Here is a 24,919-nt window from a genome sequence, read left to right as displayed (position 1 = left end):
CGCGCACGCAACAACATCATTCCGCTAGCGGCCCGCCAGCCAATCGAATTTTTCAGCCTTTGCGATGGTAGCCAGCACTATCACGACGATTTCGGCGCTCTCGAGTTATATCTGAACGGATATAATCAACGGAGCAAAAACGGAAGCTGCTGAAATAATGAATCGCAAAAAACCTCTTCAAGGCACCGACAACGTGCTTGTCGACCTCGGTTTCGATGATGCCCCGGAACTGACCGCCAAGGCCGCACTCGCGCTCAAACTCAACGACCTGATCGACAAACGTGGCTTGAGTCAGATCGAGACAGCGGCAATCACAGGCATGACCCAGCCGAAGGTTTCCCAGGTGCGTCGCTACAAGCTCCAGAACATTTCACTGGAGCGGCTGATGCAAGCTCTGGTATCACTGGATCAACATGTGGAAATCGTCGTGCAGCCTGCACGGCGCACGCGTTTGGCAGGCATCACGGTTGCCGGCTGACACCGGCTGCGGGCGCACGTTGTCGCGCCAGTCAAGATCTGTCTCCGCGAAGCTACGCGGACGGCATCGCCTATCAACGGGCGCGATAGTGCTCCGCCATGTGATCGATAAAGGCGCGTACCTTCGGCGCGAGATGGCGGGTCTGCGGATAGAGCGCGTGGTAGAAGCGCGTGCCGAGCGTACAGCCCGGCAGGATGCGCACGAGTTGCCCGCGCGCGAGTTCCGATTGCACGGTGTGCCACGTAAAGGCCGCGATGCCGAGCCCCGCTAGCGCGGCCGAGTAGGTTGCGGTGATCGCGTCGGTCTTCAAACGACCTTGCAGTTCGACGCGAACCGACTCGCCGTGCATGGGCTGGATCATCCATTCGGCCGGCGCGGCCGAACCCGCATGCGTCAGCAGTTCGTGCTCGCCGATATCCTGCGGCGCGACCGGCAGCCCGCGCCGCGCGACATAGCCGGGCGACGCGACCAGCACGATTTCGGATTCGGTGAGCATGCGCGCGATCATGCTGCTGCTGTCGAGCGGGCCGCTGATGCGCAGCGCGGCGTCGAAGCCTTCCGCGACGAGATCGACCATGCGGTCGCTGCACGACAGGTCGATCCGGACGTCGGGATAGCGCCGCTGGAACGCCGGCAGCCAGTCGACCAGCTCCAGCGTGCCGATTGCGAGCGGCACGCTCACGCGCAGCGTGCCGGCCACGCGCGCCCCTTCGCTCATCACGCCGCTCGCTGCGGCTTCCACTCTGCCCAGGATGTCGACGCACGCGTCGTAGTACTGCGCGCCGGCCGCGGTCAGCGTGAAGCGCCGCGTGTTGCGGTTCAACAGCTGCACGCCGAGTTCGGCTTCCAGCCGCTTGAGCTGGCGCGACACCGACGAATGCGTGGTATCGAGCCGCGCCGCCGCGGCGGAGAAACCCTCCGCCTCGACGATGCAGCAAAAGACGCGCATGGCGAGCAACTGGTCCATGATGATCGGTGCCGTGGAGTTGCACGCCCCGAAGGGCGTGTGGTGAGAATCAGCGCAGCGGCAGCTTCGTGATCTCGGACGTCGTCATCACGTCGCCGAACGTATCCTCGATCTCCGCCAGCGCCGCGCGGTGCAGCGTGCCGCTGTCGATCGTGCTGCCGTTCGCGCGCTTGATCGAACGCGTGGCAGACGCGTCGGATGCTACCACCACCTGATAGCCGAGCGGCACTGCGTCGCGCGCAGCGCCGGCCACGCATGCATGCGTCATCAGACCCGCGACGATGATCGTCTTGATGTTGGCCGCCTTCAGCTGCTTGTCCAGGTCGGTGCTGGCGAACACGCTGACGGTGGTCTTCTGCACCGTCTTGTCGTGTGCGCGCGGCTCCATCCCCGGCTGGAACTTCACGGTATCGCCGTCGATCGCGAACACGGCGGAACCGGCCGGTGCGATGTGCTGGATCTGGTACACCGGAATCTTCGCGGCGTCGGCGAACTTGATCAGCTTCTGCGTATTCGCCATCGCCTGCTTGCCGTCCGGAATCGGCATCTTGCCGCTGAAGTACTCCTTCTGGAAATCGATGACGACGAGCGCGGTCGTCTTCGGATCGAGATGATCCAGCTGCTTCGCGCCGGACATCGCGCGGATGGTCGGAGTGGCATCGGACTGTGCCGGCGCGGCTTCGACGATGGACGTAGCCGCGAGCGACATGCCGAACGCGACGGCTTTCATGAAGTGGGGAAAACGGAACGTCATGGTGTAATCCTGTTAAAAAAATGGAAAGGTCATTCTATGAACGCTGCGGTATTCGCCGCTACGTGCCGGGCGCTACATGATCTGTGCGCGGCGTGCACAGATCCGGCCACCTGTCGGACGAGACCGGTTTCGCTGCGATCGCTCGCAACGCGGGATCACGGCAGACAATGCACATCGAGGCGCACGCGCCGCGAATACGAACAATCAGCAAACGGGAATGAAGGCCACCGGGGAAACGCGGAACGGATGCACCGCGTCGCCACTACAAAGTGATGCAGCCGCGGCAGTGCCGTGGCTTCCACGCTCCGGCGGCTGCAATGCGCCACGCGAACGATGGCGCGTTCGCAACGGCCGTGAAAGCCGACGCGATCGCGAAAGAAAAAGGTGCGTGGCGCTCGAAGCGCTGCGCCCGACGCTCGCATAAGGCAGCGTGAGGAGTAGTGCTACAGGTAGTAGCCAGGTATGCGGCCGCGCCCACCGGCCGCCGTCGAACGTGCTTCGATGCCACGCAAGACCAGCTTAGCGTCCATCGCTTCCCGATCCAATCGGACTGGACTGAATTCGCGATCGGCGCCGCAGGAACAGTCGCCGGCACAATGCCATGCAAGCGCTTGCACGCGAACGGGCGCACCGCGGATTCGCCGCGGTACGCCCCACCCCGTCACGGGCGAATCGTCGCCTGCGCGGCAAGCTTGTCGACTAGCGCGGCAAGCGCACGATCGTTTGCCTGCACGTCAAGCTGCTGACGCAACACACCCTTCGCCTGGTCGAAGGTCGGCACGACCGTATTCCGCTTCTCGTCGAGCTTCACGATCGCGTACGCATTGCCGATCTGGATCGGGCCCGTCGTCGCGCCGACGGGCGTCATCGCGATCGCCTGTGCGACCGGCATCGGCAACCCGGCCGTGCGGCCCTCGGCGAGCGGCGTCTTCAGATCGACCCATTGCGCGACACCGCCGTTGGCGGTCGTATTGAACTCCTTCGCGACGGCGTCGAATGCGACGCCCTGCTTGAGCTTCGCCAGCGCGGCATTCGCCTTCGCCGCATCGTTGACCGCGATGACTTGCGCGCGGTATTCGAACTGCCCGGCGTTCGCGACGATCTGGTCGTAGCGCGCCTTCACCTGCGCGTCGGTCACCGGCTGCGGACGCAGCATGTCGCGCAGATAGAGGTCGCTGGCTGCGTCGGTGCGCACGCGCGAAACGAGGCCCTGCACTTCGGGGCGGCTGCCGTAGTTGGCCTTGTCGGCCGCCTGGCCGATCAGTTGCCGGACCACCAGTTCGCGCATCACGCGCGCGCGCAGTTCGGGCGTGTCCGCCTGCCCCGTCGACTTGATCGCGCTGTCGAACTCGCTTTGCGGGATCGGCACATTATTGACGACGGCCACGACGCCCTTCGGCAGCGGTTGCGATTCGGCGGCGGTCACATTCGCCGCGCCGGCCGCGCAGGCGATCGCGATCAGGGCGCCGGCGGCGCGAAGTCGGGTCTTCATCTTCATGATGCACTCCTTGATAAAAGTAAGTAGCTGGAACTGCACGCACGATCGGCACGACGCGTCCGCGGACAGGAAGGAATGCCCTGCGCTCGCATATGGCAGCGTTGTTCCGTCAATCAACTGGAGAGTCGGTCAGTCGATAAGCGGCCGAGCCCACCGGCCGCCGCAGGGCATTCGTTCGTGTCGAACGGAACCGGTACGTGATGCCGCATCGCGCGGCGTGCGTCCGAAAAAAAGGCGCCGCCCATGACGGGCGGCGCGTAACGAAGCCAAGCTTCGGATACGAGGTATCGAACGGCTCACCATGCATCCGTTCGACAAGGCCATTTTCAGCGCGCGACGATCGACAGCCAATCAGACCAGTCCCATTTTGCTTTCGCGATCATTCGCCGACGAATCAGACTGGGCTGATTCCATGCGCGAGCCGCGCTCGACACAATGGCTGCGCTGGATGACTAAAACCCTGTCACCCGGCATGTCGCGCGGAATCTATCGCGATTAATGTCTCCGTTTTTCGCCGCCTCCACCCCGAGGCGGCGTCTTTTTTTGTGCATGCCATCCACGTGCGAGGTCAAGCCATGAAACAGCGCGCCACCGTTCTCTGCCGACGCGGCGACCGGATTCTGCTGGTCGCGCGTGCGCATGCCCGCTGGGTGCTGCCCGGCGGCGGGCTGCATCACGGCGAATCGCTATACGACGCCGCGCGCCGCGAACTGCGCGAGGAAACCGGGCTGGTCGGCAACCGCCTGCGCTATCTGTTCCGCACGGCGGGCAGGCACAAGCTGCATCACGTGTTCGTCGCCGATATCGACGACCACGCGATTGCGCGTCCCGCAAACGAGATCGCGCAATGCGCGTGGATCGACCGCCGCACCGTCGCATCGATCGACTGCAGCCGGCCGACGCAGCCCATCGTCGAATGTGCGCTGGCCATGCTCGATCGCGGCCCGCACGCGTCGCGTCCGGTCGACGGCATTTCCATGCTCCTGATTGCATAGCAGACCTGTCGACTGCCCGTCGATACGAGTAGGCCCAGTCCGATTCGAATACCGGCGATTACGTCCCGCCGTCCGATGGTTTTGAGATGTTCCGGCACCTAGACTCGCCTTCATCCCCGGACACGTGAGCGGTTTTCCGGCCGAGCGGCGCCGTGTTGCCGGACAGGTAAGCCGCGCGCCTCCGATTGCGCGCGGCATGCAACCAAGAGAACCAGGACATGAAAATCAAACAGCCGGCACGCGGCGAGATCGTCGTTTGCGCGGTCGACGTCATCATGATCGTAGCGATCGCCGCATGGGCACATACGGGTTCGTTTCGCGATCTCGCGACGTTTCGCATCGAGTCGATTCTGGTCGGCGTCAGTGCGCTGCTGGCGGCGTTCCTGCTGCGGCTGGCCGGCTCGGGCATCGAAGGCCGGCGCCTGCCCGCGACACGCACCGCGCTGCGCACGCTCGCGCTGTGGCTCGTCGTACAGGGCTTCGTGTTCGTGAAGATGGTCGCGCTGACGACGCTCACGGTCGTGCTGCTGCACTGGTTCTTCGACTGGACGGTCGGCGCCGCGATCGCACTCGTCGTGTTGCGCGTCGCGCTGAGCGTCGTGCGACGCCGCAGCCTGCGCGCGACGGTCGCGCCGTGCCGCGTGGCGATCGTCGGCGACGGCGCGCGCATCGAGCGCATCGCCGCCGCAACGCGCGCGAACGTGTCGCCGTCGTACCGGCTCGTCGGCGCATACCGCACGTCGGGTGAGATGCCCGCACTCGACGACGGGGCGCGCGTGCTCGACGATCTCGCATCGTTCGCGGCGTGCGCGCGACGCGCGCAGGCGGAAGAGATCTGGATCGCGCTCGCGATCGAGGACGACGCGGTCGAGCCGGTGATCGACGAGTTCCGCAACGACTTCGTCGAGCTGCGTCTGATGCCCGACGTCAGCAAGCATGCGCTGTTCGGCAGCCGCGTCGACGAGATTCTCGGCGAACCCGCGATCGCGCTCGCGGCGCCGCCGCTGTCGCGCGGTGCACAGCTGACGAAGACGATCTTCGATCGCGCGTTCGCGGCGGCGGTATTGATCGTGCTGATGCCGCTGCTGCTCGCGATCGCGGCCGCGATCAGGCTGACGTCGCCGGGCCCGGTGCTGTTCACGCAAAAGCGGCGCGGCGGCGATGGCGGCACGTTCGACATCTACAAGTTCCGCACGATGCGCGTGCATGTCGAACAGCCCGGCACGGTCGTGCAGGCAAAACGCAACGACCCGCGCGTGACGAAGGTCGGCGCGTTCCTGCGCCGCACGAGCCTCGATGAATTGCCGCAGTTCATCAACGTGCTGTTCGGCGACATGTCGGTGGTCGGCCCGCGCCCGCACGCGGTGGAACACGACGCGCAGTACCGCACGCTCGTGGACGGCTACATCCATCGCTACCGGATCAAGCCCGGCATCACGGGCTGGGCGCAGGTCAACGGCCTGCGCGGCGCGACCGAACGGCTCGAAAGCATGCAGTCGCGCGTCGACTACGACCTGTATTACCTGCGCAACTGGTCGTTCGCGCTCGACCTGCGCATCATCGGCGCGACCGTGCTGAAAGGGATCGTGCATCCCAACGCTTACTGAACGGCTCGGCCGTTCGCCGCGGCGGCGTCATGCCCGCCGCATTCCGATAGACCCGGCGCGGCTCGGCTTCGACGAGCCCGTCGCGCGCCGCGCATCGTCATGCGCGGCGTTACTGGAAGGTAATCATGAGCATTCCTATCGCATCGGCGGCCGCCGGCCGCCGCGGTGCGCTTGCGCTCGTTCTGACGGCCTGCGTGTGGCTGTCCGGATGCGCGTTCGCGCCCGGCATGAAAATGAACACGTCCTATCTCGGCTGGCTGGCGGACGGCCAGGATCAAGCAGCCGCGACGCCGGCCAGCGCGCCCACTGCGGGAGCGCCTGCCGCCGGCGATACCGGTGGCGTCAGCGCGACGGCGCCCGCCCGCACCGCATCCGCCGCGATGCCACCCATCGTCGCGATCGATCCCGCGCTGATCGCGCGCCAGCGCGCCGCGCGTGACGCGGCGGCCGCATCGCTCGACGAGCCGGCCGCGCCGCGCGCGCCGTCGTACCGGATCGGCCCCGGCGACGTGCTGCAGATCACGGTCTGGGACCACCCCGAACTCGCGGCCGCGCAAGGTGGCGCGCAGCAAACGCCGCCGCGCGCGGCCGACCCCGTCGCCGGCTTCGTCGTCGACGATCGCGGCAACCTGACGTTCCCGTATGCGGGCACGCTGAAGGTCGCCGGGCTGACCGCATCCGACGCGCAGGCGCGCGTGCGCCGCGCGCTGTCGACGATCTATCGGGATCCGCAGGTCACGCTGCGCGTCGCGTCGTTCCGTTCGCAGCAGGTCTACGTCGACGGCGAAGTGCACACCCCCGGCGCGCTGCCGGTCAACGACGTGACGATGACGCTCGCCGACGCGATCGCGCGCGCGGGCGGCTTCACGCCCGCCGCCGACCAGAGCGACGTGACGGTCGTGCGCGACGGCACGCCCGTGCGCATCGATCTCGCGAGCCTGATCGAACACCATCGCGATCCGGCGCGCATCGTGCTGCGCGGCGGCGATCTGCTGCGCGTCGGCGCGCGCGACAACAACGGCGTCTATGTGATGGGCGAAGTGAACCGGCCGCTGCTCGCACTGCCGAAGCGCAACGGCCGCCTGACGCTCAGCGACGCGCTATTGCAGGCCGGCAGCATCAATTCGAATACGGCCGACGCCGCACAGATGTTCGTGATCCGCGACGCGCAGGGCCGTGCGCCGACGGTGTTCCATCTCGACGCGCGCTCGCCCGTCGCGATGGTGCTCGCGAACCAGTTCGAGCTCGAACCGAAGGACATCGTCTACGTCGACAGCAACGGCCTCGTGCGCTTCAGCCGCGTGCTGAGCCTGCTGCTGCCGAGCGTCAACACGGGCGTCGCCGCCGGGATCGCCGCGAAATGAGCGCGCGCCCGTTCCTGCTCGTCGTGTGCGAAGGCAACATCTGCCGCAGCCCGCTCGCGGCCGCGCTGCTCGCGGCGCGGCTGCCGCAGGCCGACGTGGGTTCGGCCGGCCTCGCACCGCCGCCGGGCCGCCCGGCTGATCCGCTCGCCTGCGAGATGGCCGGCGCACGCGGCCTGTCGCTCGACACGCACCGCGCCCGCCCGGTGACGACCGACCTGTGCAAGCAGGCATCGCTCATCTTCGTGATGGACGATGGCCAGCGCCGCGTGCTCGAAACCCGCCATCCGTTCCTGCGCGGGCGAGTCTTCCGGCTCGGCGAATACGCACGTGCGTCGGACGACGCACTTCCCGGCCTCGACATCCCCGACCCGTATCGCGGCACGCGCGCGGATTTCATCCGCAGCGCGGCGCTGATCGATCTCGCCGTCGCCAGCTGGCTGCCGCGCCTCGACGCGCGCTGGCCGGCCCTTCCCGTTTCGGAATTGTGGTCATGAACACTTCCTCTCCCCAAGAACGCGAGATCGACCTGATCCGCGTGCTCGACGTGCTGCGCAACGCGCGCTGGACGATCGCCGCGATCGCGACGGCCTGCGTCGCCGCCGGCGCGCTGGTTGCGTTCGTCGCGCCGCCCACCTATCAGGCCGACCTGATGATCCAGACCGACGACGCGACCGACGCGGCGTCGAAGAACCTGCTCGGCGACGCCGCGTCGTTCTTCAACGTCGGCTCGCCGGCCTCGGCGGAAGCGCAGATCCTGTCGTCGCGGCTCGTCGTCACGCGCGCGGTGGAAGACCTGCGCAGCTATATCGTCGCGAAGCCGTCACGCGTGCCGGTGATCGGCGCGTTCGTCGCCCGCTTCAACGACGGCGCGGTACCGCCCGGCCTGTTCGGCTTCGGCGGCTACGCGTGGGGCCAGGAGCGCATCGACGTCGCGCGGTTCGACGTGCCGACGCGCGCCGAAGGCGACACGTTCCACGTCGTGCGGCTCGACGCCACACGCTACCGCCTCACGGGCGCGGACATGCGAGCCGACGCGGTCGGCACCGTCGGCCACCCGGAAACATTCGACACGCGCTACGGCCCGCTGCACGTCGAGATCACGGGTTTCGACGCATTGCCCGGCACGCGCTTCAAGCTGATCCGGCAATCGCGCGCCGAGACGATCGACACGTTGCGCACCGCGCTCGACGTGCAGGAGAAGGTCAAGCAATCGGGCGTGCTGGTCACGTCGCTGCGCGGCAGCGATCCGGCCGAGATCAGCGCGACACTCAATGCGATCGCGAACCGCTACGTCGAGCAGAACATCGCACGCCGTTCCGCCGAGGCCGCCCAGTCGCTGACGTTCCTGAACGGGCAGCTGCCGATCGTGAAGCAGCAGCTCGAACGCGCGGAAACGCGCTACGCAGCGCTGCGCAGCCGCACCGGCTCGGTCGATCTCGCCGAGGAAGGCAAGCTCGCGCTCCAGCAGGGCGCGGACCTGCAGACGCGCGCGCTCGAACTGCAGCAGAAACGCGACGAACTCTCGCGACGCTTCCTGCCGACGCACCCCGACATGGCCGCGCTCGACGCGCAGCTCGCGACGCTTAAGCGTCAGCAAGGCGCGCTCGATGGCCGCATCGCGCGGCTGCCCGCGCAGCAGGCCGAGGAAGTGCGCGCGCAGCTCGACGTGAAGGTCAACACCGATCTGTACACCGCGCTGCTGAACAACATCCAGCAGCTCGAACTCGTGCAGGCCGGCAGGACGGCCAGCGTGCGCGTCGTCGACGCGGCCGTCGCGCCCGCCGATCCCGTGCGGCCGAACCGGCCGGTCGTGATCGCGGCCGCCGCGCTCATCGGCCTCGCGCTCGGCGTGATCGCCGCGTTCATGCGGGAGTTCCTGTACGGCGGGCTCACGGCCGTCGACGAAATCGAGCGCCATACGTCGCTGCCGGTGCGCGCGGTGCTGCCCGCCGCCACGCGCCAGCGCCGGTTGATGCGCGCGGTCGAACAGCACGACCAGGGCCTGCACGTACTCGTATACGACGATCCGTACGAGCCGGCGATCGAAGGCTTGCGCAGCCTGCAGACCTCGCTCCACTTCTCGCTCGCGGATATCGCGCACCCACTGGTGCTGGTCAGCGGCCCCGCGCCCGGCACCGGCAAGTCGTTCGTGTCGGTCAACCTCGCCGCGGTGCATGCGGCGAGCGGCCGGCGCGTGCTGCTGATCGACGGCGACCTGCGCAAAGGCTATCTGCACCAGTATTTCGGCCTCGAGCGCGGCCCGGGCTTCGCCGAACTGCTCGACGGCCGCGCCGACGCCGACGACGTCGTGCGCCGCGGCGTCGCGCCGAACCTCGATTTCCTGCCGACCGGCGAACTGCCGCACGCACCGACCGCACTGCTGCAACACGCGCGTGCCGGCACGCTGCTCGCATCGCTGCGTGCGCGCTACGACCTCGTCGTCGTCGATTCCGCGCCGCTGCTCGCCGCCACCGACGCCACCTGGCTCGACATGTACGCGAATGCGGCGCTGCTGGTCGCGCGTGCGGGCTCGACGCGGGCCGGCGAACTGGTTGAATCCGCGAAGCGGCTGCCGCAGCGGCCGGACCGGCTGGTCGGCGTGGTGCTGAACGGCCTCGATCCGCGCTCGGGCGCGTCCGCGTTCGGCTCGAAATACGGCGGCTACCGCTACGAAGCGTATCGCTACACCTGCGAGACGCGCTGCACGCACGTCGCCCGCCTGCGCGCGGTGCTGCAACGTCTGCTGCGGAGGTCCGCATGAGCGACATCGAACTCGCGCCGCCGCCGGTCGATTACCGCGCCCCGCGCGCGGCAACGCCTCCGGTTCCGGCCACGCCGCCGCTGCGCATCGCGCTGGTCGTCGAAGCGGCCGGCGGCGGCGTCGCCGTGCATCTGGCCGACCTGATCGCGGGGCTGCGCGCCCGCTCGAACGCGGAAATCCACCTGATCGCGCCGCTCGGCGAGCGCTTCGACGACGCGATGCTCGCCGGCGCCGCCGCGCAATGCCATTCATTCCACCGGCTGCCGCTGCGGCGCCCGGTCGGTCCGCACGATCTGACGGGCCTGCTTGCGCTGCGCCGGCTGCTGCGCCGGCTTCAACCCGACATCGTGCACAGCCACAGCTCGAAGGCCGGTGCGCTCGCTCGGCTGTGTCGCGGGCCGTGGAAGCAGGTCTACACGCCGCATGCGGTCTATACGCTGAACCCGACGCTGTCGCCCGCGAAGCGCGCGTTCTACGGCGGCATCGAGCGCGTGCTCGGCAATGCGTGCTCGGATGCGGTGGTCGCAGTCTCGCGGGACGAGGCCGACCACCTGCATGAACTCGGCATCGCGCGCCAGCGGATTCGCGTCGTCGAGAACGGCGTGACGCCGCCGCGGCTGCTCGCGCGCCAGGCCGCGCGCATCGCGCTGGGCCTCGCCGACGATACGTTCGTCGTCGGCTTCGTCGGCCGCTTCGATCACCAGAAGGGTGTGGATCGCCTGGTACGCATCGCACGCCTGCTCGAGCAGCGTTATGGCCGTCGCTTGCAGGTCGTTGCAATCGGCTCCGGCGATTTCGCTCGCGCTGCCGGCGACGAAGCGCGCGACCTGCCGCTGAACCTGCACGTCGCGGGCCGCGTCGACGACGCGCGCCGCTACTTCTCCGCGTTCGACCTGCTCGCGCTGCCGAGCCGCTACGAAGGCTTTCCGTATGTGTGCCTCGAAGCCGTCGCGGCCCACGTGCCGATGGTCGCGACCGAGGTCGCCGGCGCGGCCGAACTGATCGCCGCGCATCGCGTCGGCCTGGCCGTGCCGAACCACGACGATCCGGCCGCGTTCGCCGCGGCGGTCGGCCGGCTGGTCGATCACCCGGGCGCCTTCGGGCTGATGCGCGATCAATGCGAGCGCGCGTACCCGCATTTCTCGGCCGACGCGATGGTCGACCGCACGCTCGCCGTCTATCGCGAGCTTCTCCAGGAGAACACACGATGACCCGCCCCGTTCACGTCGCGCTGCTGCATGCGTACAGCGCGCGCAATTCCGGCGACGGGCTGCTCGTCGAACTGTCGGTCGCGCTGCTGCGCGACGCATTCGGCACCGACACGCAGGTATCGATCGTCGCGGCTGACCCCGCTTCGTTCCCCGGTCATCCGGACGTACGGCCGGCGCCCGTGCTCGCCGCCGGCGGCGCCGGGCGCCTGATCGGCGCCGCGATGGCCGCGCTGCCTATCGGCGCGAACCCGGCGCTTGCCGACCTGCGCACGCTGCTGCGGCGCGCCGACCTGATCGTCGGCGTCGGCGGCGGCTATCTGCGCGCGCGCAATGCAATCGAAGCGCTCAAGCTCGAAGCCGGGCATCTCGTGCAGATGCGCGCGGCCCGCGCGGCGCGCAAGCCGGCCGTCTATCTGTCGCAGAGCATCGGGCCGGCGGCCGGCAATCCGTTGCTCGCCGGGCACCTGACTTCGCTGCTCGCAGGCTTCGACGCCGTGTTCGCGCGCGACGACCGCTCGGCCGCGTTTCTCGCCGGCAACGCGAACACGCGCCGCGCGCCCGATCTCGCGGTGCTCGAATTCGGGCGCCGCGCGACCTGCCTGCGCGACCGCGTGCGCTCGGCCGCGTCGACGCCAGCGCACATCGCGCTCGTGCTGCGCCGCCCGCCCGCGTGGAACGATACGCAACGCGCGCGCTATCTCGCGTCGACCGACGCGCTGATCGAGCGGCTCGGCGCGTTCTGCCACATCACGTTCGCGGTGCAAAGCATGGGCCGCGGCAACGACGACGCCGCGTACTACCGCGAACGCGGCTTCGACGCCGCGCGCTCGCTGAAGGACGTGCTCGCCGACGACACGCCCGACGCGGTCGTATCCGTGCGCCTGCACGGCGCGCTCGAAGCGATCCTGCACGGCGTGCCCGCGTATCACCTGAGCTACGAGCGCAAGGGCTTCGGCGCGTATGACGATCTCGGTGTCGGCCAATGGGTTGCGAATGCGGCCGACTTCGACGCGAATACGGTCTGCGACACGCTGCTCGCGCCCGATGCGCTGCGCCGGTTCTGGATCCACGCCGAGGTCGGGCTCGCGCGCCTCGGGGACGAACGTGCGCGGATCGTCGCCGTGCTGCGCGATGCGCTCGCGAATGGAGCGGCACGATGAGCGCCGCATGGTTTCGCCTGGCGCTGCGGGTCGGCGCGCTCGGGTTGAAGTTCATGCTGACGATCGTCGTCGCGCGCACGCTCGGCTTCGACGCGGTAGCCGTTTATGGTGTCGCGCTCGCCGTGTCGGTCGTATCGTCGAAGGTGCTGGGGCTCGGCTTCAGCACCGAGATCAATCGCCGGCTCGCCGGCCCCAACCCGCACGACGCGGTGCGGACCTGCGTGCGGCTGTCCGTGCTTTACGCGGGCGTCTATGCGCTGCTGTGCGGCATCGCCGCGCTGCCGGTCGACGCGTTTGGCGCGGCGCGCATCGGCGCGTTGCCCGACATGCCGCTCCTGCTCGTGGTGCTCGTCGCCTGCGCCGAACACGCGGCGCTCGAAGTCAATACGTGGCTGTTCTCGCTGCATCGCGCGCGTGCTGCGTCGTGGCTGCTGTTCGTTCGCACCGGCGCGTGGGCCGGGGTCGCGATCGGTGCGCTGACAACGCGCGCGATCGGTTCGATCGACGGACTGTTCGGGATCTGGATCGCGGCCGACGTCTTTGTCGTGGCGACCGGCTGGGTGCTGATCGCGGGCGCCGCGCACCGGTTGCCGGCAATGCCTGCGTTGTCGGCGACGCGCGTGCGGCTCGGTGCGGTCTGGCGCGATGGCGCGCCGTTCTTCGTCGCGCTGCTGTTGCTGTCGGTGCTGCAATATCTCGAACGCTTCGTCGCGTCAGCACAGCTCGATGCGAACGAACTCGGCCGCTATGTGTTCGTCTGGTCGATCGCCAATGCAATACAGACGATCGCGTCGGCGACCGTCGTGGCGGTGGCCGCGCCGCGCCTCGTGAGCGCGCTCGACAGCACGCGCGCCGCCGCGCCGGCGTTCCGGGTCGAACTCGCGCGGGCCTTGCGCGCGTCGCTGCTGCTGACCGGCGCCGCCGCGCTCGCGATCGCCTTCATGCATCCGTGGATCTTCAGGCTCGCGCACGCAGGCAACGATGCGCCGTCGGCCGCGATCCTCGCGGTGCTGCTGCTGTCGTTCGTGCTGCGCGCCGCCGCCGACGTGCTGTGGGCCGCCGCCGTCGCGTTGCGGGCCGGGCGCGTGGTCGCCGGCGTGATCGCCGTGCTGACGCTCGCCTGCGTGCCGATGTCGATCGCGCTCGTGCACGACCAACACGCGCTCGGCGCGGCCGTCGCGCATCTCGTCGCCAGCATTGCCGTGACTGCGTGGCTCGCGTGGATCGTCACGTCGCGCGTCGCCGCCGTGCGCGGCAAACGCGCCGGAGCGGGCAATGCTGCGTAACGTGATCCGAAGCGTCATCTGGAGCGGGCCGCTGCTAAGTCGCGGCCTGCGCGACGCGATCGCGGCGCTCGTCGCGCTGCTGTATGTCGGCGTCTATGCGAACGCGCGCACGCTGCTGCCGGAATTCATCTTCCGCGACGCGGACAAGATCCAGACCCAGATCGGCGGCGGCTCGACCTACGACGGTTCGTCGTTCGACGCGGTCGGCAAGCTGTATCAGGCACTCGGCAACGCCGGCACGGCCGTGTTCGTGGTCGCGCTCGGCGTCGTCACGATCTGGGTCGCGCTGCGCGAGACGCGCCGGCTCGGCGGGCTCGTCGTTTATCTCGCGCTGCTTGCGCCGTGCCTGTTCTTCAACCTGTTCGTCGCCAGCAAGGACACGATCGTCGTCGCGATGTCGCTCGCGGTGCTCGCCGCCGCGCGCCTGCGCGGCACGGCGCGGCCGATGCTGATCGCCGCCGCGCTGTATCTCGGCTATGCGGCGACGATCCGCAGTTATTTCGCGCTGATTCTCGCGATCGCGCTCGCGGCATGGGTGTATCGGCGCGTGTCGACGCTGCCGCGAGTGGCCGGCGTGCTGCTGGTCGTCGCCGTGCTCGTCGCGCTGCCGAACGCCGCCTATACGCTGCTTCAGCAGCCGCGCGACCTCGCCGTCGACTATCTCGTCTATTCGTCGCCGTTCGGCGCGCGCACGAGCTTCTACAATCCGTTTCCGCCCGATTCGTTCGTGCATTTCGTCGGGAATTACGCGTATTCGCTCGTCCGGCTGAACCTGCCGGTGTTCTTCTCGTTCGATCCGAAGGGATGGGCGATGCAGGCGCTGATCGCGCTGTTCCTGTGCGCCGCGTGGCGACGCGTGCCGGCGCGGCGGACGGTTGCCGACGCAACCAGGCCGGCGCGCGACGGTGAATTGCCGGCTTGCCTCGTACTCGGCCACGTGGCCGTGTCGATGCTGTTCGAGCCCGATCTCGGCAGCTATCTGCGACACCTGTCGAGCGTCGCACCGTTCGCGGTCGCGCTGTGGTCGATCCGCACGCGGCGCGCGCGATCCTGATTACCGGGCCGGGGGCACCGCGTGCAGCGACGCGCGAACCGCGTCGAGCGCGGGCTTCGGCGTCCGGTCCGCCTGCACGATCCCGTAGCTTCGCTGGGCCGTGTCTCTGGCGTTCCCGGTATCGGCCCATTCGTAGATCGCGATCAGCGGGGTTTGCAGTTCACCGCGTGCGTCGAGCAGCGTGCGCAAGCGGTGCGCCTGGCGCAGTTCGCCGTCGCCGCCCACCGACGCCGCGCCGACTTCGGTGACGATCGCCGGCAAGCCGTAGCGCGCATCGATATCGCGTGCCGCCGCGCGGATCTGCGCGGGCGTCATGCCGTACGCGTGATAGGAAACCGCATCGAGACAACCCGGCGCGGCCGTCTGCACGCTCGCCAGCAGGCCGCCCGGCACGCTGCCCGGCAGCGGCGCCCGCGCGAACCCGAAGCCGACGATCGGCACGGCCCTTGCCCCTTCCGCCAATCGTCGGCAGAGCGCGACGGCGAACGGCGGGAAGGTCTGCGCCACGTCACCAGTCGGCCAGTAGCGGGCGAGGTCCGGTTCGTTCCAGAGTTCGACGGCGATCAGGTCGCGCCGATGCCGTGCGGCCAGCGCCGCGACCGCATCGGCGATCCGTTCGCCCGCGGCCGCGAGCGCCACCGCCTTCGGCTTCGTGCCGCGCGCCACCGCGAACGAGCCGAGCGCGCGCACGGTCAGCAGCACCGGCAAGCCGGCGGACCGCGCGGCATCGAATGCGTCGTCGAGCTGCGCGCGATAGGCGGCTTGATCGAGGCGGTCGGCCCAAGCGCCGAAGCGAACGAATGCGAAGCCGGTCGCGTGAATCCTGCGCGCGTCGTCGGGCGTGAACGACTGGATCTTGACCTGCACGCCGACGAGCGGTTTTTCGCTCGATGCATCGGGCCAGCGAGTGCGGTCGGCCGCGCATGCCGCGGCCGTCAGCAGGCAGCCGACGGCCATGATCGCCAGCTTGCGAATCCGGTTCGTCATCGAGCGGAAGGCTCCTTTTCAGTCATGGAAAGTTCGCATGTCATATCGACCGGAATCGGTCACAGCACGAAGAATATGGCGACAGTGACGCATATCGCGATGATCAGCAGACCCATGCATTGAATCCTCGAAAGTCCGACAGCATCGCCTACGTCGATCGCGCCGGCAATCAGACCGGTCCGATCCACGCCGTCCCGTGCGCGCAGAGCACCCCGAACCCGGTGCCGGTTGGGACGGCTGCCGCGGGCTGGTCATTGCCGCATCAATCACGACGGGATACGGCGGGAGAGCGCCGGAATGCGCCATAACGAAACGAATGAAACACGATCCGGGCGGATCGGTTTGTCATATCCGTCGACGTGGATCGACAGATGCGATGTCGGCAACGATGTTCAGCCGGCATTCGACCACTGAGATCAGGAGAAACGATATGAGCAAGCTCATCGCATCCGCTGTCGCGGCCGTCATTGGCATGCTGTCGGTTCCGGCGCAAGCGAATCAAGCGATGGTGACGCGCGCGCAGGTCAAGGCCGAACTGGCCGCGCTGCAGGCGACGGGTTATCGGGTGTCCGGCGAGGAGCCGGGCTACCCGGTGAAGTTGCAGGCGGCGTTGTCGAAAATCGACGGGACCGGCATGGCGGCAGAGGACAGAAGCGGCTATGGGTCGATGCCGGCGACGATGTCGGAGTCGGCGCACCGGAATGATCCGTTCAGGCGCGATCTGCCGGTCTACCGTGGACGATGAATGAACGGCCCGGTGCTTCAGGCACACGCAGCGTCGTCAACCGCGGCGCCGCTCGGGGTTTCAACCGATGCGGTAGCCGCGGCCTGCGTGCTTACGGCGCGCCATCGTGGGTCCCGCTTCCCAATGAACGGCCAGCTGTTCGCAGCAGCGCAATCTGGTCGCGGAAGTTGCGGCAGCCGCGGCAGATCGGCAAATGCACGCGCACACGCAGCCATTCGCTTGCAGTCAAAGGTCGGTCCAGCGAATCGGACACCAGACGCGCAATGCTCTTACAGGCTTCCGGCAGCATCTTCGGCCCCCACTCCCTGTTCGGTCAGGCACGCGCGCAATCGCGAGCGGGCACGGTAAAGCAGGACGCTGCAGTGATTGGCGGTGAGGTCCAATTCGTCGCAGATGGCGGCGATCTCCAAGCCGAGGAGCTCACGCATGACGAACACCCGGCCGATATGCGCTGGCAGCCGGTCCACGCACGCTTCGAAGAGCGCCCAGAATTGTTGCTGCTGCAACAAGGTTTCCGGCTTCGGCCACGGATTGGGCTTGGCGTGACCCGCCCAATGCCCGCGGTCATCGAACAGTTCGCGATCGAAAATCGATTCGCCATCGAGCTCGGATTCGAGCGCCGATGCATTGATCGTTCGACGGCGCGAGCGCAACGCGTCGATGAGCTTGTGTCGCAGAATCGCGAATACCCACGTCTTGTGCGACGACTTGCGGTCGAACCGGTCGGCATGGATCCAGGCGGCGGCAAGGGATTCCTGCACCGCGTCTTCCGCGGCGTCGGGATCGCGCAATTGCAGGCGAGCGAAACGCAACAGGTCGGATCGCAGTCGATCGAGATAGGTCGGATCGTGGAGTGTGTCGTGACATGCATCCATCATCTGGATACCTCGCTAATGGCTGTACTGCTATGAAGCGGATTGGGTACGGCGGTTGCCCCGCCGATCGAATGCGAACGTTTCCCGATGCCTTCGGGTTCTTCGGCTTGACGCGGTGCGGGACGAAACCGTCCGCACCATTGCCGGCGCTTTCAATACCGGCACGACGACCGCGACTGCGACGCGCCGAGGCTCATGCCGCGAGAAATGGCATGCGAAAGGGTGCGCCTGGCGGATTGCTTCCAGCCGGCGAGCGAGCCCCACAAGCGACTTCTGTCAAACCAGCCGAGCTATGTGCTCCGGCCGTATTCGAGGTTGCCTAGATTCAGTCGTGACCGACGCAAGGCTGGCGCGACGCTGTTCGCGGCCGACCGGCTGATGAAATCTCGTTCCATCAGGCTAGCGGCCTCGCGCCGCCGATGAAATCGGACTGGGCTGATTTCCTGGCCGCGTAGGCATCCTCACCATGCAATCGATCAGAATCCGACTAGTCCGATTGCCGCACCTGTCGATTGTTGGGACCATGGTCTTTTAGTGCGGGCAAAACCTTCATCTGCCCGCGTTCGCGCGCGCCGTGTGCGAGTCGCGATCGCGCTGCCCGGTTTTTCGGCGCGCCCGCGATCGAACCACGCACCGGCCTCAACGCGGGCGTCGCATGACGGCCCGCGATGCGTTTCATCCAGCCGTGCGTCGCCTGGCGATGCCGGCATCGCCGCCCTTCGCGAGCGGCCCGCCACACCGATCAATACGGATCCGGTCCGGCCTCGCGCCCGTGCCGCCGCGCCGCTTCCGCCCGACAACCGAATCGAAACAGGACATTCTCGATGAGCGATACAGGACTGCCTCCCCCTAGCGCCGACCTGACCGGTCGGCCGGCGTCGACCGCCCCCGAAAGCCAGACGCTGCAACGCACCCTCACGTGGAAAGACGGCTTCTGGGTCACCAGCGGCGTGCCGGCCGGCGTGCTGTTCACGATCGGCGGCGTATCGGCGACGATCGGCCATCCCGCGTGGGCGATCTGGATCGCCGCGATCACGATGGGGTTGATTCAAAGCGCGACCTACGCCGAAATCTCCGGGCTGTTCCCGCACAAATCGGGCGGCGCATCGGTGTACGGCGCGATCGGCTGGGTGCGCTACAGCAAGTTGATCGCGCCGGTTTCCGTGTGGTGCAACTGGCTCGCGTGGTCGCCGATGCTCGCGCTCGGCTGCGGCCTCGCGGCCAGCTACGCGCTCACGAGCTTCTTTCCGGCCGACGCGGCCGTGCTGCAATGGCGGCTCACGCTCGCCGACCTGAGCTTCATCAAGCCCGGCCTGTCGCTGCGGATCAACGCGACGTTCATCATCGCGGCGATCCTGCTGCTCATCACGTTCAAGCTTCAGCACAGCGGCGCGTCGAAGGCCGCAAAAACGCAGCGCATTCTCGGCATCGCATCGCTCACGCCGCTGTTGATCGTCGGCATCGTGCCGTTCGTCACCGGCGACGTACCGATGTCGAACCTGCTGCCGCTGCTGCCGCTCGGCCACGACGCACAGGGCAACCTCACGGCCGCGACCTTCGGCGCATGGAACGGGCAAGGCGTCACGATGGCGCTCGGCGCGATGTTCATGGCCGGCTGGGCGTCGTACGGTTTCGAGACGGCCGTCTGCTACACGCGCGAGTTCCGCGATCCGCGCCGTGACACCGCGAAGGCGATCTTCTGGTCCGGCGCACTGTGCCTCGTCGTGATGACGCTCGTGCCGATGGCATTCCAGGGTGCGCTCGGCACGCAGGCGATGCTCGATCCGGCGATTCGCGACGGCACCGGCGTCGCAGCCGCGATGGCGAAGCTCGTCGGCGGCGGTGCATGGGTTGCGAACGCGCTCGTCGTGATGCTGATGCTGTCGATCCTGCTGATCGTGATGACGTCGATGATGGGCTCGTCGCGCACGCTGTACCAGGCATCGGTCGACGGCTGGCTGCCGAAGTACCTGTCGCACGTGAACGAGCATGGCTCGCCGACACGCGCGATGTGGACCGATCTCGGCTTCAACCTCGTGCTGCTGATGATGTCGGACTACTTCACGGTGCTGTCGATCTCGAACGTTTGCTACATGCTGTTCGTGTTCCTGAACTTGCAGTCAGGCTGGATTCACCGGATGGATCGCGGCAACTGGGATCGTCCGTTCCGCTGCCCGACGTGGCTGCTCGCCGCGGGCGCGGTGTGCGGGTTCGCAAATCTGGTCTATGCCGGCGCTGGCGCCGATCTGCAAGGCGAAGGCACGCTGCGCAACGGGCTGATCGCGATGCTGCTGATCGTGCCGGTATTCGTCTATCGCCACTACTGGCAGGATCGCGGCCGCTTCCCCGCGCAGATGCAGCAGGACATGGAGCTTGAAGTACCGAAGCGGAGCGCGTGGATGAATCTCGCGCCGTATGCGACGCTGGTCGCCGCGGCACTGACGATCGGCGGTGCGTATTACTTCGCGTGGGTGCATTGAGCATCGCGCGCCGATCGCCGTGCGGGTTCGAATCAGCCTGGTCTGATAGGCCTGCGCGGCTTTCGGCGATAAGCTTGTTTTGCGCGGTGCCGGATTCGCGTGGTCTGACGGCCCTGTAAAGGGCTGCGCTCGGGAGGCGCGAGCGAATCCGGATACCGCGCACCTTTCGCTTGCGACGGCTTCGATGCGGGCGCTCGATGGTGGCCGGTGGGCGCGGCCACGCTTTGAAGGGCGCTGATCCTGCTGCAACTCGATAACGCTGCCATATGCGAGCGTCGAGCACCCGCATCGAAGCCCTGCCGCGCGTGCGCGATACCGATCACGATGGAGTCAGCATGAATCATCGACAGACGACACTACAGGACGGCGAATACTGGGCCGCCTGCAAGGAACGCAACGATCTTGCCGCCGCCGTCAACGGGCACGGCGCCGTGTATCCGCGCACGCGGATGACCGTCCGTGACGGCGTCGCCGTTTTTCATCGCGGCGGCAATACGCTCTGGACGTGCCGCGCGCACTACGCGCTCGCGAACTTCACGATCGATCCGGCGTAGCGCGTCGCATCGGTCGGCAAAGGCGGACGCGAACCGCCCGCCTGCCTCTACTCGGGCGCCCCCTCCGCCCACTCCCGCAACGCCGTGCGCTCCGGCGCGACCCTCGGCGGCGGCACCGTCGGCACGTCGGGCCATGGCAGGTTCGGAATCTCGTCGAACACCGAACGCTGCCGCGCCGCCCACGTCGTATGCAGCATCCCGTAGTACGGATCATGCTCGTCGAACGTCGCGAACTTCGTCGCGCGCAGCGCATCGCGTTCGTACACGAGCAGATCGACCGGCAGCCCGACCGACACGTTCGAACGGATCGTCGAATTCATCGAGATCAGCGCGCATTTCGTCGCGTCCGCGAGCGGCATCGCCTCGCACAGCATCCGTTCGATGATCGGCTTGCCATACTTCGCCTCGCCGATCTGCACGTACGGGCTCAACGTCGACGCCTCGATGAAGTTGCCGGCCGCATAGATCTGGAATAGCCGCGGCGCCTCGCCGCGCACCTGCCCGCCGACGATGAAGCTGCAGTTGAAATCGACGCCGAACTGGCTCAGCGACTGTGCGTCGCGCGCATGCACCGCCCGCACCGCGTCGCCGACGAGCCGCGCCGCGTCGTGCATCGAGCGCACGCGCCAGATCGACTGCGGATCGGTCCTCGGCTGCGACGCAAGGCTTTGCGTGACCGCCTGCGTGATCGCGAGATTGCCGGCCGACAGCAGCACGACGACCTGCTCGTCCGGCACTTCGAACAACGCCATCTTCCGGAACGTGCTCACGTGATCGATGCCAGCATTGGTGCGCGAGTCAGACAGGAACACGATCCCTTCGTCGACGCGCATCGCCACACAGTAGGTCATAACGCGCCTCCCGCCTGCACGTCCACCCGCACGTCGAGCGACTCGTCACCGCCGCCGATCCGCACGCCGCGCACCGGCGCGGCCGCTTCGTAGTCGCGGCCGGTCGCGACGCGGCAATACGCTTCGCCCGCGAAGCGCGCGTGCGTGACGTCGACCGACACCCAGCCAATCTCGCGCACCCATACGTCGACCCACGCATGGCTCGCCGCATGCGGCACGTCGCCCGCGTCGAAATAACCGCTCACGTAGCGCGCGGGCACGCCGCGCGCGCGGCAGCATGCGAGCATCAGGTGCGCGTGATCCTGGCATACGCCGTGCCGCAGCGCGAGTGCGTCGGCCGCCGTGCTCGTCGCGGCCGTGATTCCTTGCCGGTACGCAACCGCATCGGCGATCCGCTCGGCCAAAGCAATGAACGCGCCGGAGCCGTCGCCCGCTTCGAGCGGGGCGGCAAGCTCGCGGATCGCGCCGTCGGCCTCGGTCAGCCGCGTCGCACACGTGTAGTGCGCGACCGGCACGGGCCCCGGGTCGAGCCCGAGCCGGCCGTCGTCGAGCGGCTGCGTGTCGATTGCACCGTGCGCATGCAGCGCGATTTCGGTCAGCGGCCGCGTGACGACCAGCGCATGCAGCGCGTTGCCGTACGCATCGGTCGACGCATCGAGCGCGCCGGGCGCGGTGATCCGCCAGCCCGCGACGTACTGCGACGGCAGCGCCGGCGGCGTCATCCGGATCTGCTGGATCGAATAGGTGAGCGGCGCCGAATAGCGATAGATCGTGTCGTGTCGAATGGTCAGGTACATGGGAACCTCGATTCAGCTCGCGGACATCATGAAAGCGCGCGAGACCATGTTGCCGAGCGCATACACGCGCTCGAGCGATTCGTTCAGGAATGCGTGCAGCCCCTGCGCGCGGATTTTGCGGATGTCCGCGTAATGCAGCTCCGCACGCAATCGGCCGGCTTCGCGTTCGCACTCGGCCGACGCGCCGTTTTTCAGCTTGTCGAGCGTCATGCAGAAATCGTCGATCGCCGCGCGCAGCGAGCGCGGCATCGCGGGGTTCAGCAGCAGCAGTTCGGCCACGCGGTCGGGCGTCACGACGTCGCGATAGACCTTGTGATAGATCTCCATCCCCGACACCGACGTGAGGATCGACGTCCAGTAGTAGAACTCGTCGATCTCGTCCGGAGAATCGGCCGTGGCCTGCTCGATGTCGAGAAAGCGCACGTCGAGCATCCGCGCGACGTTGTCCGCGCGTTCGAGAAACGTGCCGAGCCGCGAGAAGTAATACGCGTCGTCGCGCATCGCGGTGCCGATCGATACACCGCGCGCAAGGTGCACGCGCGACTTCACCCATTCGAGGAATTCGTGCGGATCGGCCGCGAGCGCATCCGCCGCGAGCTGCTCGACGCACTCGATCCACGTATGGTTGATCGTCTCCCACCACTCCGTCGTCAGCAGGCCGCGCACCGCGCGCGCGTTCTCCCGTGCGCTGCGCAGGCAGGACACGATGCTCGACGGATTGTCGCGATCCGCGACGAGAAACGCGACGACCGTCTCGGGCGCCGGTTCGCCATGCTTCGCCGTGAAGGCCGGCTCGAGTTCGACCGAGCGCAGCAGCGCGCGCAGCGTGCGGCGCTGCCGTTCGTCGTCCTGCGGCAGCAGCAGCGATTTCAGGTTGATGTCGACGATGCGCGCCGTATTCTCCGCGCGCTCCAGATAGCGCGCCATCCAATAGATATGATCCGCGGTGCGGCTCAGCATGCTGCCTCCTTTGTCTTGTGGTTCGGGCCCGCGCGTGCCGCTCAGCCCGCGACCCACGTGTCCTTCGTGCCGCCGCCCTGCGACGAATTCACGACCAGCGAGCCCTCCTTCAGCGCGACGCGCGTGAGCCCGCCCGCGACCATCTTCACGGTGCGGCCCGACAGCACGAATGGGCGCAGGTCGATGTGGCGCGGCGCGATGCCGGCTTCGACGAAGGTCGGGCAGGTGGACAGCGCGAGCGTCGGCTGCGCGATGTAGTTGTCGGGCTGCGCGACGAGTCGCGCACGGAACGCCTCGATCTCCGCTTTCGTCGCGGCCGGACCGACGAGCATCCCGTAGCCGCCCGCGCCGTGTACTTCCTTGACGACGAGATCGGGCAGGTGCGCAAGCGTGTATGCGAGATCATCCGGCTTGCGGCACTGGTACGTCGGCACGTTGTTCAGGATCGGCTGCTCGTCGAGATAGAACCGGATCATGTCGGGGACGAACGGGTAGATCGACTTGTCGTCCGCGATGCCGGTGCCGATCGCGTTCGCGATCGTCACGCGCCCCGCGCGATACGCACCGAGCAGCCCCGGCACGCCGAGCGCCGAATCGCTGCGGAACGCGAGCGGATCGAGAAAATCGTCGTCGAGCCGGCGGTAGATCACGTCGACGCGCTTCGGCCCGTGGGTCGTGCGCATGTATACGTGCCGGCCGTCGACGAACAGGTCCTTGCCCTCGACGAGTTCGACGCCCATCTGCTGCGCGAGGAACGTGTGCTCGAAGTACGCGGAGTTGTACATGCCGGGCGTCATCACGACGACCACCGGATCGTCGACGCCGTCCGGCGCGCTCGCGCGCAGCGTGTCGAGCAGCAGATCCGGGTAGTGCGCGACGGGCGCGATGCGGTTGCGCACGAACAGGTCGGGAAAGAGCCGCATCATCATCTTGCGGTTCTCGAGCATGTACGACACGCCCGACGGCACGCGCAGGTTGTCTTCCAGCACGTAGAACGCGCCGTCGTCGCCGGCCCGCACGAGGTCCACGCCCGCGATGTGCGCACGGATGTCGCGCGGCACGTCGACGTTCTGCATCTCCGGCCGGTACTGCGCGTTCGCATAGATCTGCGCGGCCGGCACGATGCCCGCGCGCACGATGTCGCCGCGATGGTAGACGTCGTGCAGGAACAGGTTGAGCGCCTGCACGCGCTGCCGCAGCCCGGCTTCGAGCGTGCGCCATGCGTCGGCCGGCACGATGCGCGGAATCTGGTCGAACGGGATCAGCCGCTCGCCGCCCGATTCGTCGCCGTTGACGGCGAACGTGATGCCGACCCGTCGAAACATCAGGTCCGCTTCCGCGCGTTTGCGGCGCATCGTGTCGTCGGTCTGCTGGCTCAGCCAGTGCTGGAATGCTTCGTAGTGGCGCCGGACGGCGCCGCCTTCGCGATGCATCTCGTCGTAGAACTGCATGCTTGTCTCCGCTTGCTGGTTTCTGGTTGGATACGCCGCCGCCGGCGTACGGCGCGACGCGCATCGGGAACGGGCGGCAGGCGC

Annotated in this window: 24 protein-coding genes; 14 read left to right on the top strand and 10 right to left on the bottom strand. The window is 67.7% G+C overall.

Annotated features, from left to right (window positions below; all coding sequences use genetic code 11):
- Positions 1-157 precede the first annotated feature (157 nt).
- Complete coding sequence (locus ACM6JT_RS21075) at positions 158-478, top strand: helix-turn-helix domain-containing protein (protein ID WP_414857197.1); 321 nt, start codon at positions 158-160, stop codon at positions 476-478.
- A gap of 73 nt (positions 479-551) precedes the next feature.
- On the opposite strand, the gene ACM6JT_RS21070 is transcribed toward ACM6JT_RS21075, so the two are convergent.
- The 3 genes from ACM6JT_RS21070 to ACM6JT_RS21060 form a co-directional block, all read right to left on the bottom strand.
- Entirely contained in the window at positions 552-1,445 is an 894-nt protein-coding gene (locus ACM6JT_RS21070) for a LysR family transcriptional regulator (protein ID WP_414857196.1), read from the bottom strand.
- Between the two features lie 49 nt (positions 1,446-1,494).
- A complete protein-coding gene (locus ACM6JT_RS21065) occupies positions 1,495-2,154 on the bottom strand; it encodes an isochorismatase family protein (RefSeq protein ID WP_204494113.1) in 660 nt (219 codons plus the stop codon).
- 706 nt (positions 2,155-2,860) lie between these two features.
- Positions 2,861-3,697, bottom strand: a complete 837-nt coding sequence (locus ACM6JT_RS21060) for a peptidyl-prolyl cis-trans isomerase (RefSeq protein ID WP_414857195.1) — start codon at positions 3,695-3,697, stop codon at positions 2,861-2,863.
- 301 nt (positions 3,698-3,998) lie between these two features.
- On the opposite strand from ACM6JT_RS21060, the gene ACM6JT_RS21055 reads away from it, so the two are divergent.
- From ACM6JT_RS21055 to ACM6JT_RS21010, 10 genes are all read left to right on the top strand, one after another.
- Positions 3,999-4,196, top strand: coding sequence for a hypothetical protein (locus ACM6JT_RS21055; RefSeq protein WP_204493960.1), 198 nt, complete (start codon positions 3,999-4,001; stop codon positions 4,194-4,196).
- Between the two features lie 76 nt (positions 4,197-4,272).
- Positions 4,273-4,692: an NUDIX domain-containing protein gene (locus ACM6JT_RS21050; RefSeq protein ID WP_204493958.1), complete on the top strand. Its 420-nt coding sequence runs from the start codon at positions 4,273-4,275 to the stop codon at positions 4,690-4,692.
- Between the two features lie 218 nt (positions 4,693-4,910).
- Positions 4,911-6,299, top strand: coding sequence for an undecaprenyl-phosphate glucose phosphotransferase (locus ACM6JT_RS21045; protein ID WP_414857194.1), 1,389 nt, complete (start codon positions 4,911-4,913; stop codon positions 6,297-6,299).
- Between the two features lie 125 nt (positions 6,300-6,424).
- On the top strand, positions 6,425-7,663 hold the full coding sequence (locus ACM6JT_RS21040) for a polysaccharide biosynthesis/export family protein (RefSeq protein ID WP_414857193.1): 1,239 nt from the start codon (positions 6,425-6,427) through the stop codon (positions 7,661-7,663).
- The gene (locus ACM6JT_RS21035; protein WP_414857192.1) at positions 7,660-8,157 is read left to right on the top strand and encodes a low molecular weight protein-tyrosine-phosphatase; all 498 of its coding nucleotides are present in this window, start codon (positions 7,660-7,662) and stop codon (positions 8,155-8,157) included. Before ACM6JT_RS21040 ends, ACM6JT_RS21035 begins: the two co-directional genes overlap by 4 nt.
- On the top strand, positions 8,154-10,424 hold the full coding sequence (locus ACM6JT_RS21030) for a polysaccharide biosynthesis tyrosine autokinase (RefSeq protein WP_414857191.1): 2,271 nt from the start codon (positions 8,154-8,156) through the stop codon (positions 10,422-10,424). The genes ACM6JT_RS21035 and ACM6JT_RS21030 overlap by 4 nt, the downstream gene beginning before the upstream one ends.
- Positions 10,421-11,635 (top strand): glycosyltransferase family 4 protein, encoded by a 1,215-nt coding sequence (locus tag ACM6JT_RS21025; protein ID WP_414857190.1) that lies wholly within the window; start codon positions 10,421-10,423, stop codon positions 11,633-11,635. The genes ACM6JT_RS21030 and ACM6JT_RS21025 overlap by 4 nt, the downstream gene beginning before the upstream one ends.
- Positions 11,632-12,795, top strand: a complete 1,164-nt coding sequence (locus ACM6JT_RS21020) for a polysaccharide pyruvyl transferase family protein (protein WP_414857189.1) — start codon at positions 11,632-11,634, stop codon at positions 12,793-12,795. Before ACM6JT_RS21025 ends, ACM6JT_RS21020 begins: the two co-directional genes overlap by 4 nt.
- A complete protein-coding gene (locus ACM6JT_RS21015; RefSeq protein WP_414857188.1) occupies positions 12,792-14,081 on the top strand; it encodes a lipopolysaccharide biosynthesis protein in 1,290 nt (429 codons plus the stop codon). Before ACM6JT_RS21020 ends, ACM6JT_RS21015 begins: the two co-directional genes overlap by 4 nt.
- Positions 14,071-15,135 (top strand): hypothetical protein, encoded by a 1,065-nt coding sequence (locus tag ACM6JT_RS21010; protein WP_414857187.1) that lies wholly within the window; start codon positions 14,071-14,073, stop codon positions 15,133-15,135. Before ACM6JT_RS21015 ends, ACM6JT_RS21010 begins: the two co-directional genes overlap by 11 nt.
- Here ACM6JT_RS21010 and ACM6JT_RS21005 read toward each other — a convergent pair whose 3' ends face one another.
- On the bottom strand, positions 15,136-16,122 hold the full coding sequence (locus ACM6JT_RS21005; protein ID WP_414857186.1) for a beta-xylosidase: 987 nt from the start codon (positions 16,120-16,122) through the stop codon (positions 15,136-15,138).
- Positions 16,123-16,552: 430 nt separating this feature from the next.
- Here ACM6JT_RS21005 and ACM6JT_RS21000 point away from each other — a divergent pair, with 430 nt between their 5' ends.
- Entirely contained in the window at positions 16,553-16,867 is a 315-nt protein-coding gene (locus ACM6JT_RS21000) for a DUF4148 domain-containing protein (protein WP_204493945.1), read from the top strand.
- Between the two features lie 91 nt (positions 16,868-16,958).
- On the opposite strand, the gene ACM6JT_RS20995 is transcribed toward ACM6JT_RS21000, so the two are convergent.
- On the bottom strand, positions 16,959-17,156 hold the full coding sequence (locus ACM6JT_RS20995; protein ID WP_414857185.1) for a zf-HC2 domain-containing protein: 198 nt from the start codon (positions 17,154-17,156) through the stop codon (positions 16,959-16,961).
- Positions 17,137-17,742: an RNA polymerase factor sigma-70 gene (locus tag ACM6JT_RS20990; RefSeq protein WP_204494106.1), complete on the bottom strand. Its 606-nt coding sequence runs from the start codon at positions 17,740-17,742 to the stop codon at positions 17,137-17,139. The genes ACM6JT_RS20995 and ACM6JT_RS20990 overlap by 20 nt, the downstream gene beginning before the upstream one ends.
- 824 nt (positions 17,743-18,566) lie before the next feature.
- Here ACM6JT_RS20990 and ACM6JT_RS20985 point away from each other — a divergent pair.
- Positions 18,567-20,222, top strand: a complete 1,656-nt coding sequence (locus ACM6JT_RS20985; protein ID WP_414857184.1) for an APC family permease — start codon at positions 18,567-18,569, stop codon at positions 20,220-20,222.
- 335 nt (positions 20,223-20,557) lie between these two features.
- A complete protein-coding gene (locus ACM6JT_RS20980; RefSeq protein ID WP_131946719.1) occupies positions 20,558-20,776 on the top strand; it encodes a hypothetical protein in 219 nt (72 codons plus the stop codon).
- 47 nt (positions 20,777-20,823) lie between these two features.
- Here the strand turns inward: ACM6JT_RS20980 and ACM6JT_RS20975 are convergent, their stop codons facing one another.
- From ACM6JT_RS20975 to ACM6JT_RS20960, 4 genes are read right to left on the bottom strand one after another with little or no spacing between them, the layout of a single operon-like run.
- Positions 20,824-21,627 (bottom strand): peptidase, encoded by an 804-nt coding sequence (locus ACM6JT_RS20975; RefSeq protein ID WP_081938444.1) that lies wholly within the window; start codon positions 21,625-21,627, stop codon positions 20,824-20,826.
- Positions 21,624-22,424 carry a transglutaminase family protein gene (locus ACM6JT_RS20970; protein WP_034181093.1) on the bottom strand — a complete coding sequence of 267 codons (801 nt, stop codon included), beginning with the start codon at positions 22,422-22,424 and terminating at the stop codon, positions 21,624-21,626. Before ACM6JT_RS20970 ends, ACM6JT_RS20975 begins: the two co-directional genes overlap by 4 nt.
- Positions 22,425-22,436: 12 nt before the next feature.
- A complete protein-coding gene (locus tag ACM6JT_RS20965) occupies positions 22,437-23,384 on the bottom strand; it encodes an alpha-E domain-containing protein (protein ID WP_204493936.1) in 948 nt (315 codons plus the stop codon).
- Positions 23,385-23,425: 41 nt separating this feature from the next.
- A complete protein-coding gene (locus ACM6JT_RS20960; protein ID WP_034181091.1) occupies positions 23,426-24,835 on the bottom strand; it encodes a circularly permuted type 2 ATP-grasp protein in 1,410 nt (469 codons plus the stop codon).
- Positions 24,836-24,919 lie beyond the last annotated feature (84 nt).

It is taken from the genome of Burkholderia sp. IT-111MI5 (genome assembly GCF_949752865.1).
In the GTDB taxonomy this organism is placed as follows: Bacteria; Pseudomonadota; Gammaproteobacteria; order Burkholderiales; family Burkholderiaceae; genus Burkholderia; species Burkholderia pyrrocinia_C.
This window is presented reverse-complemented; position numbering and strand designations above follow the sequence as displayed.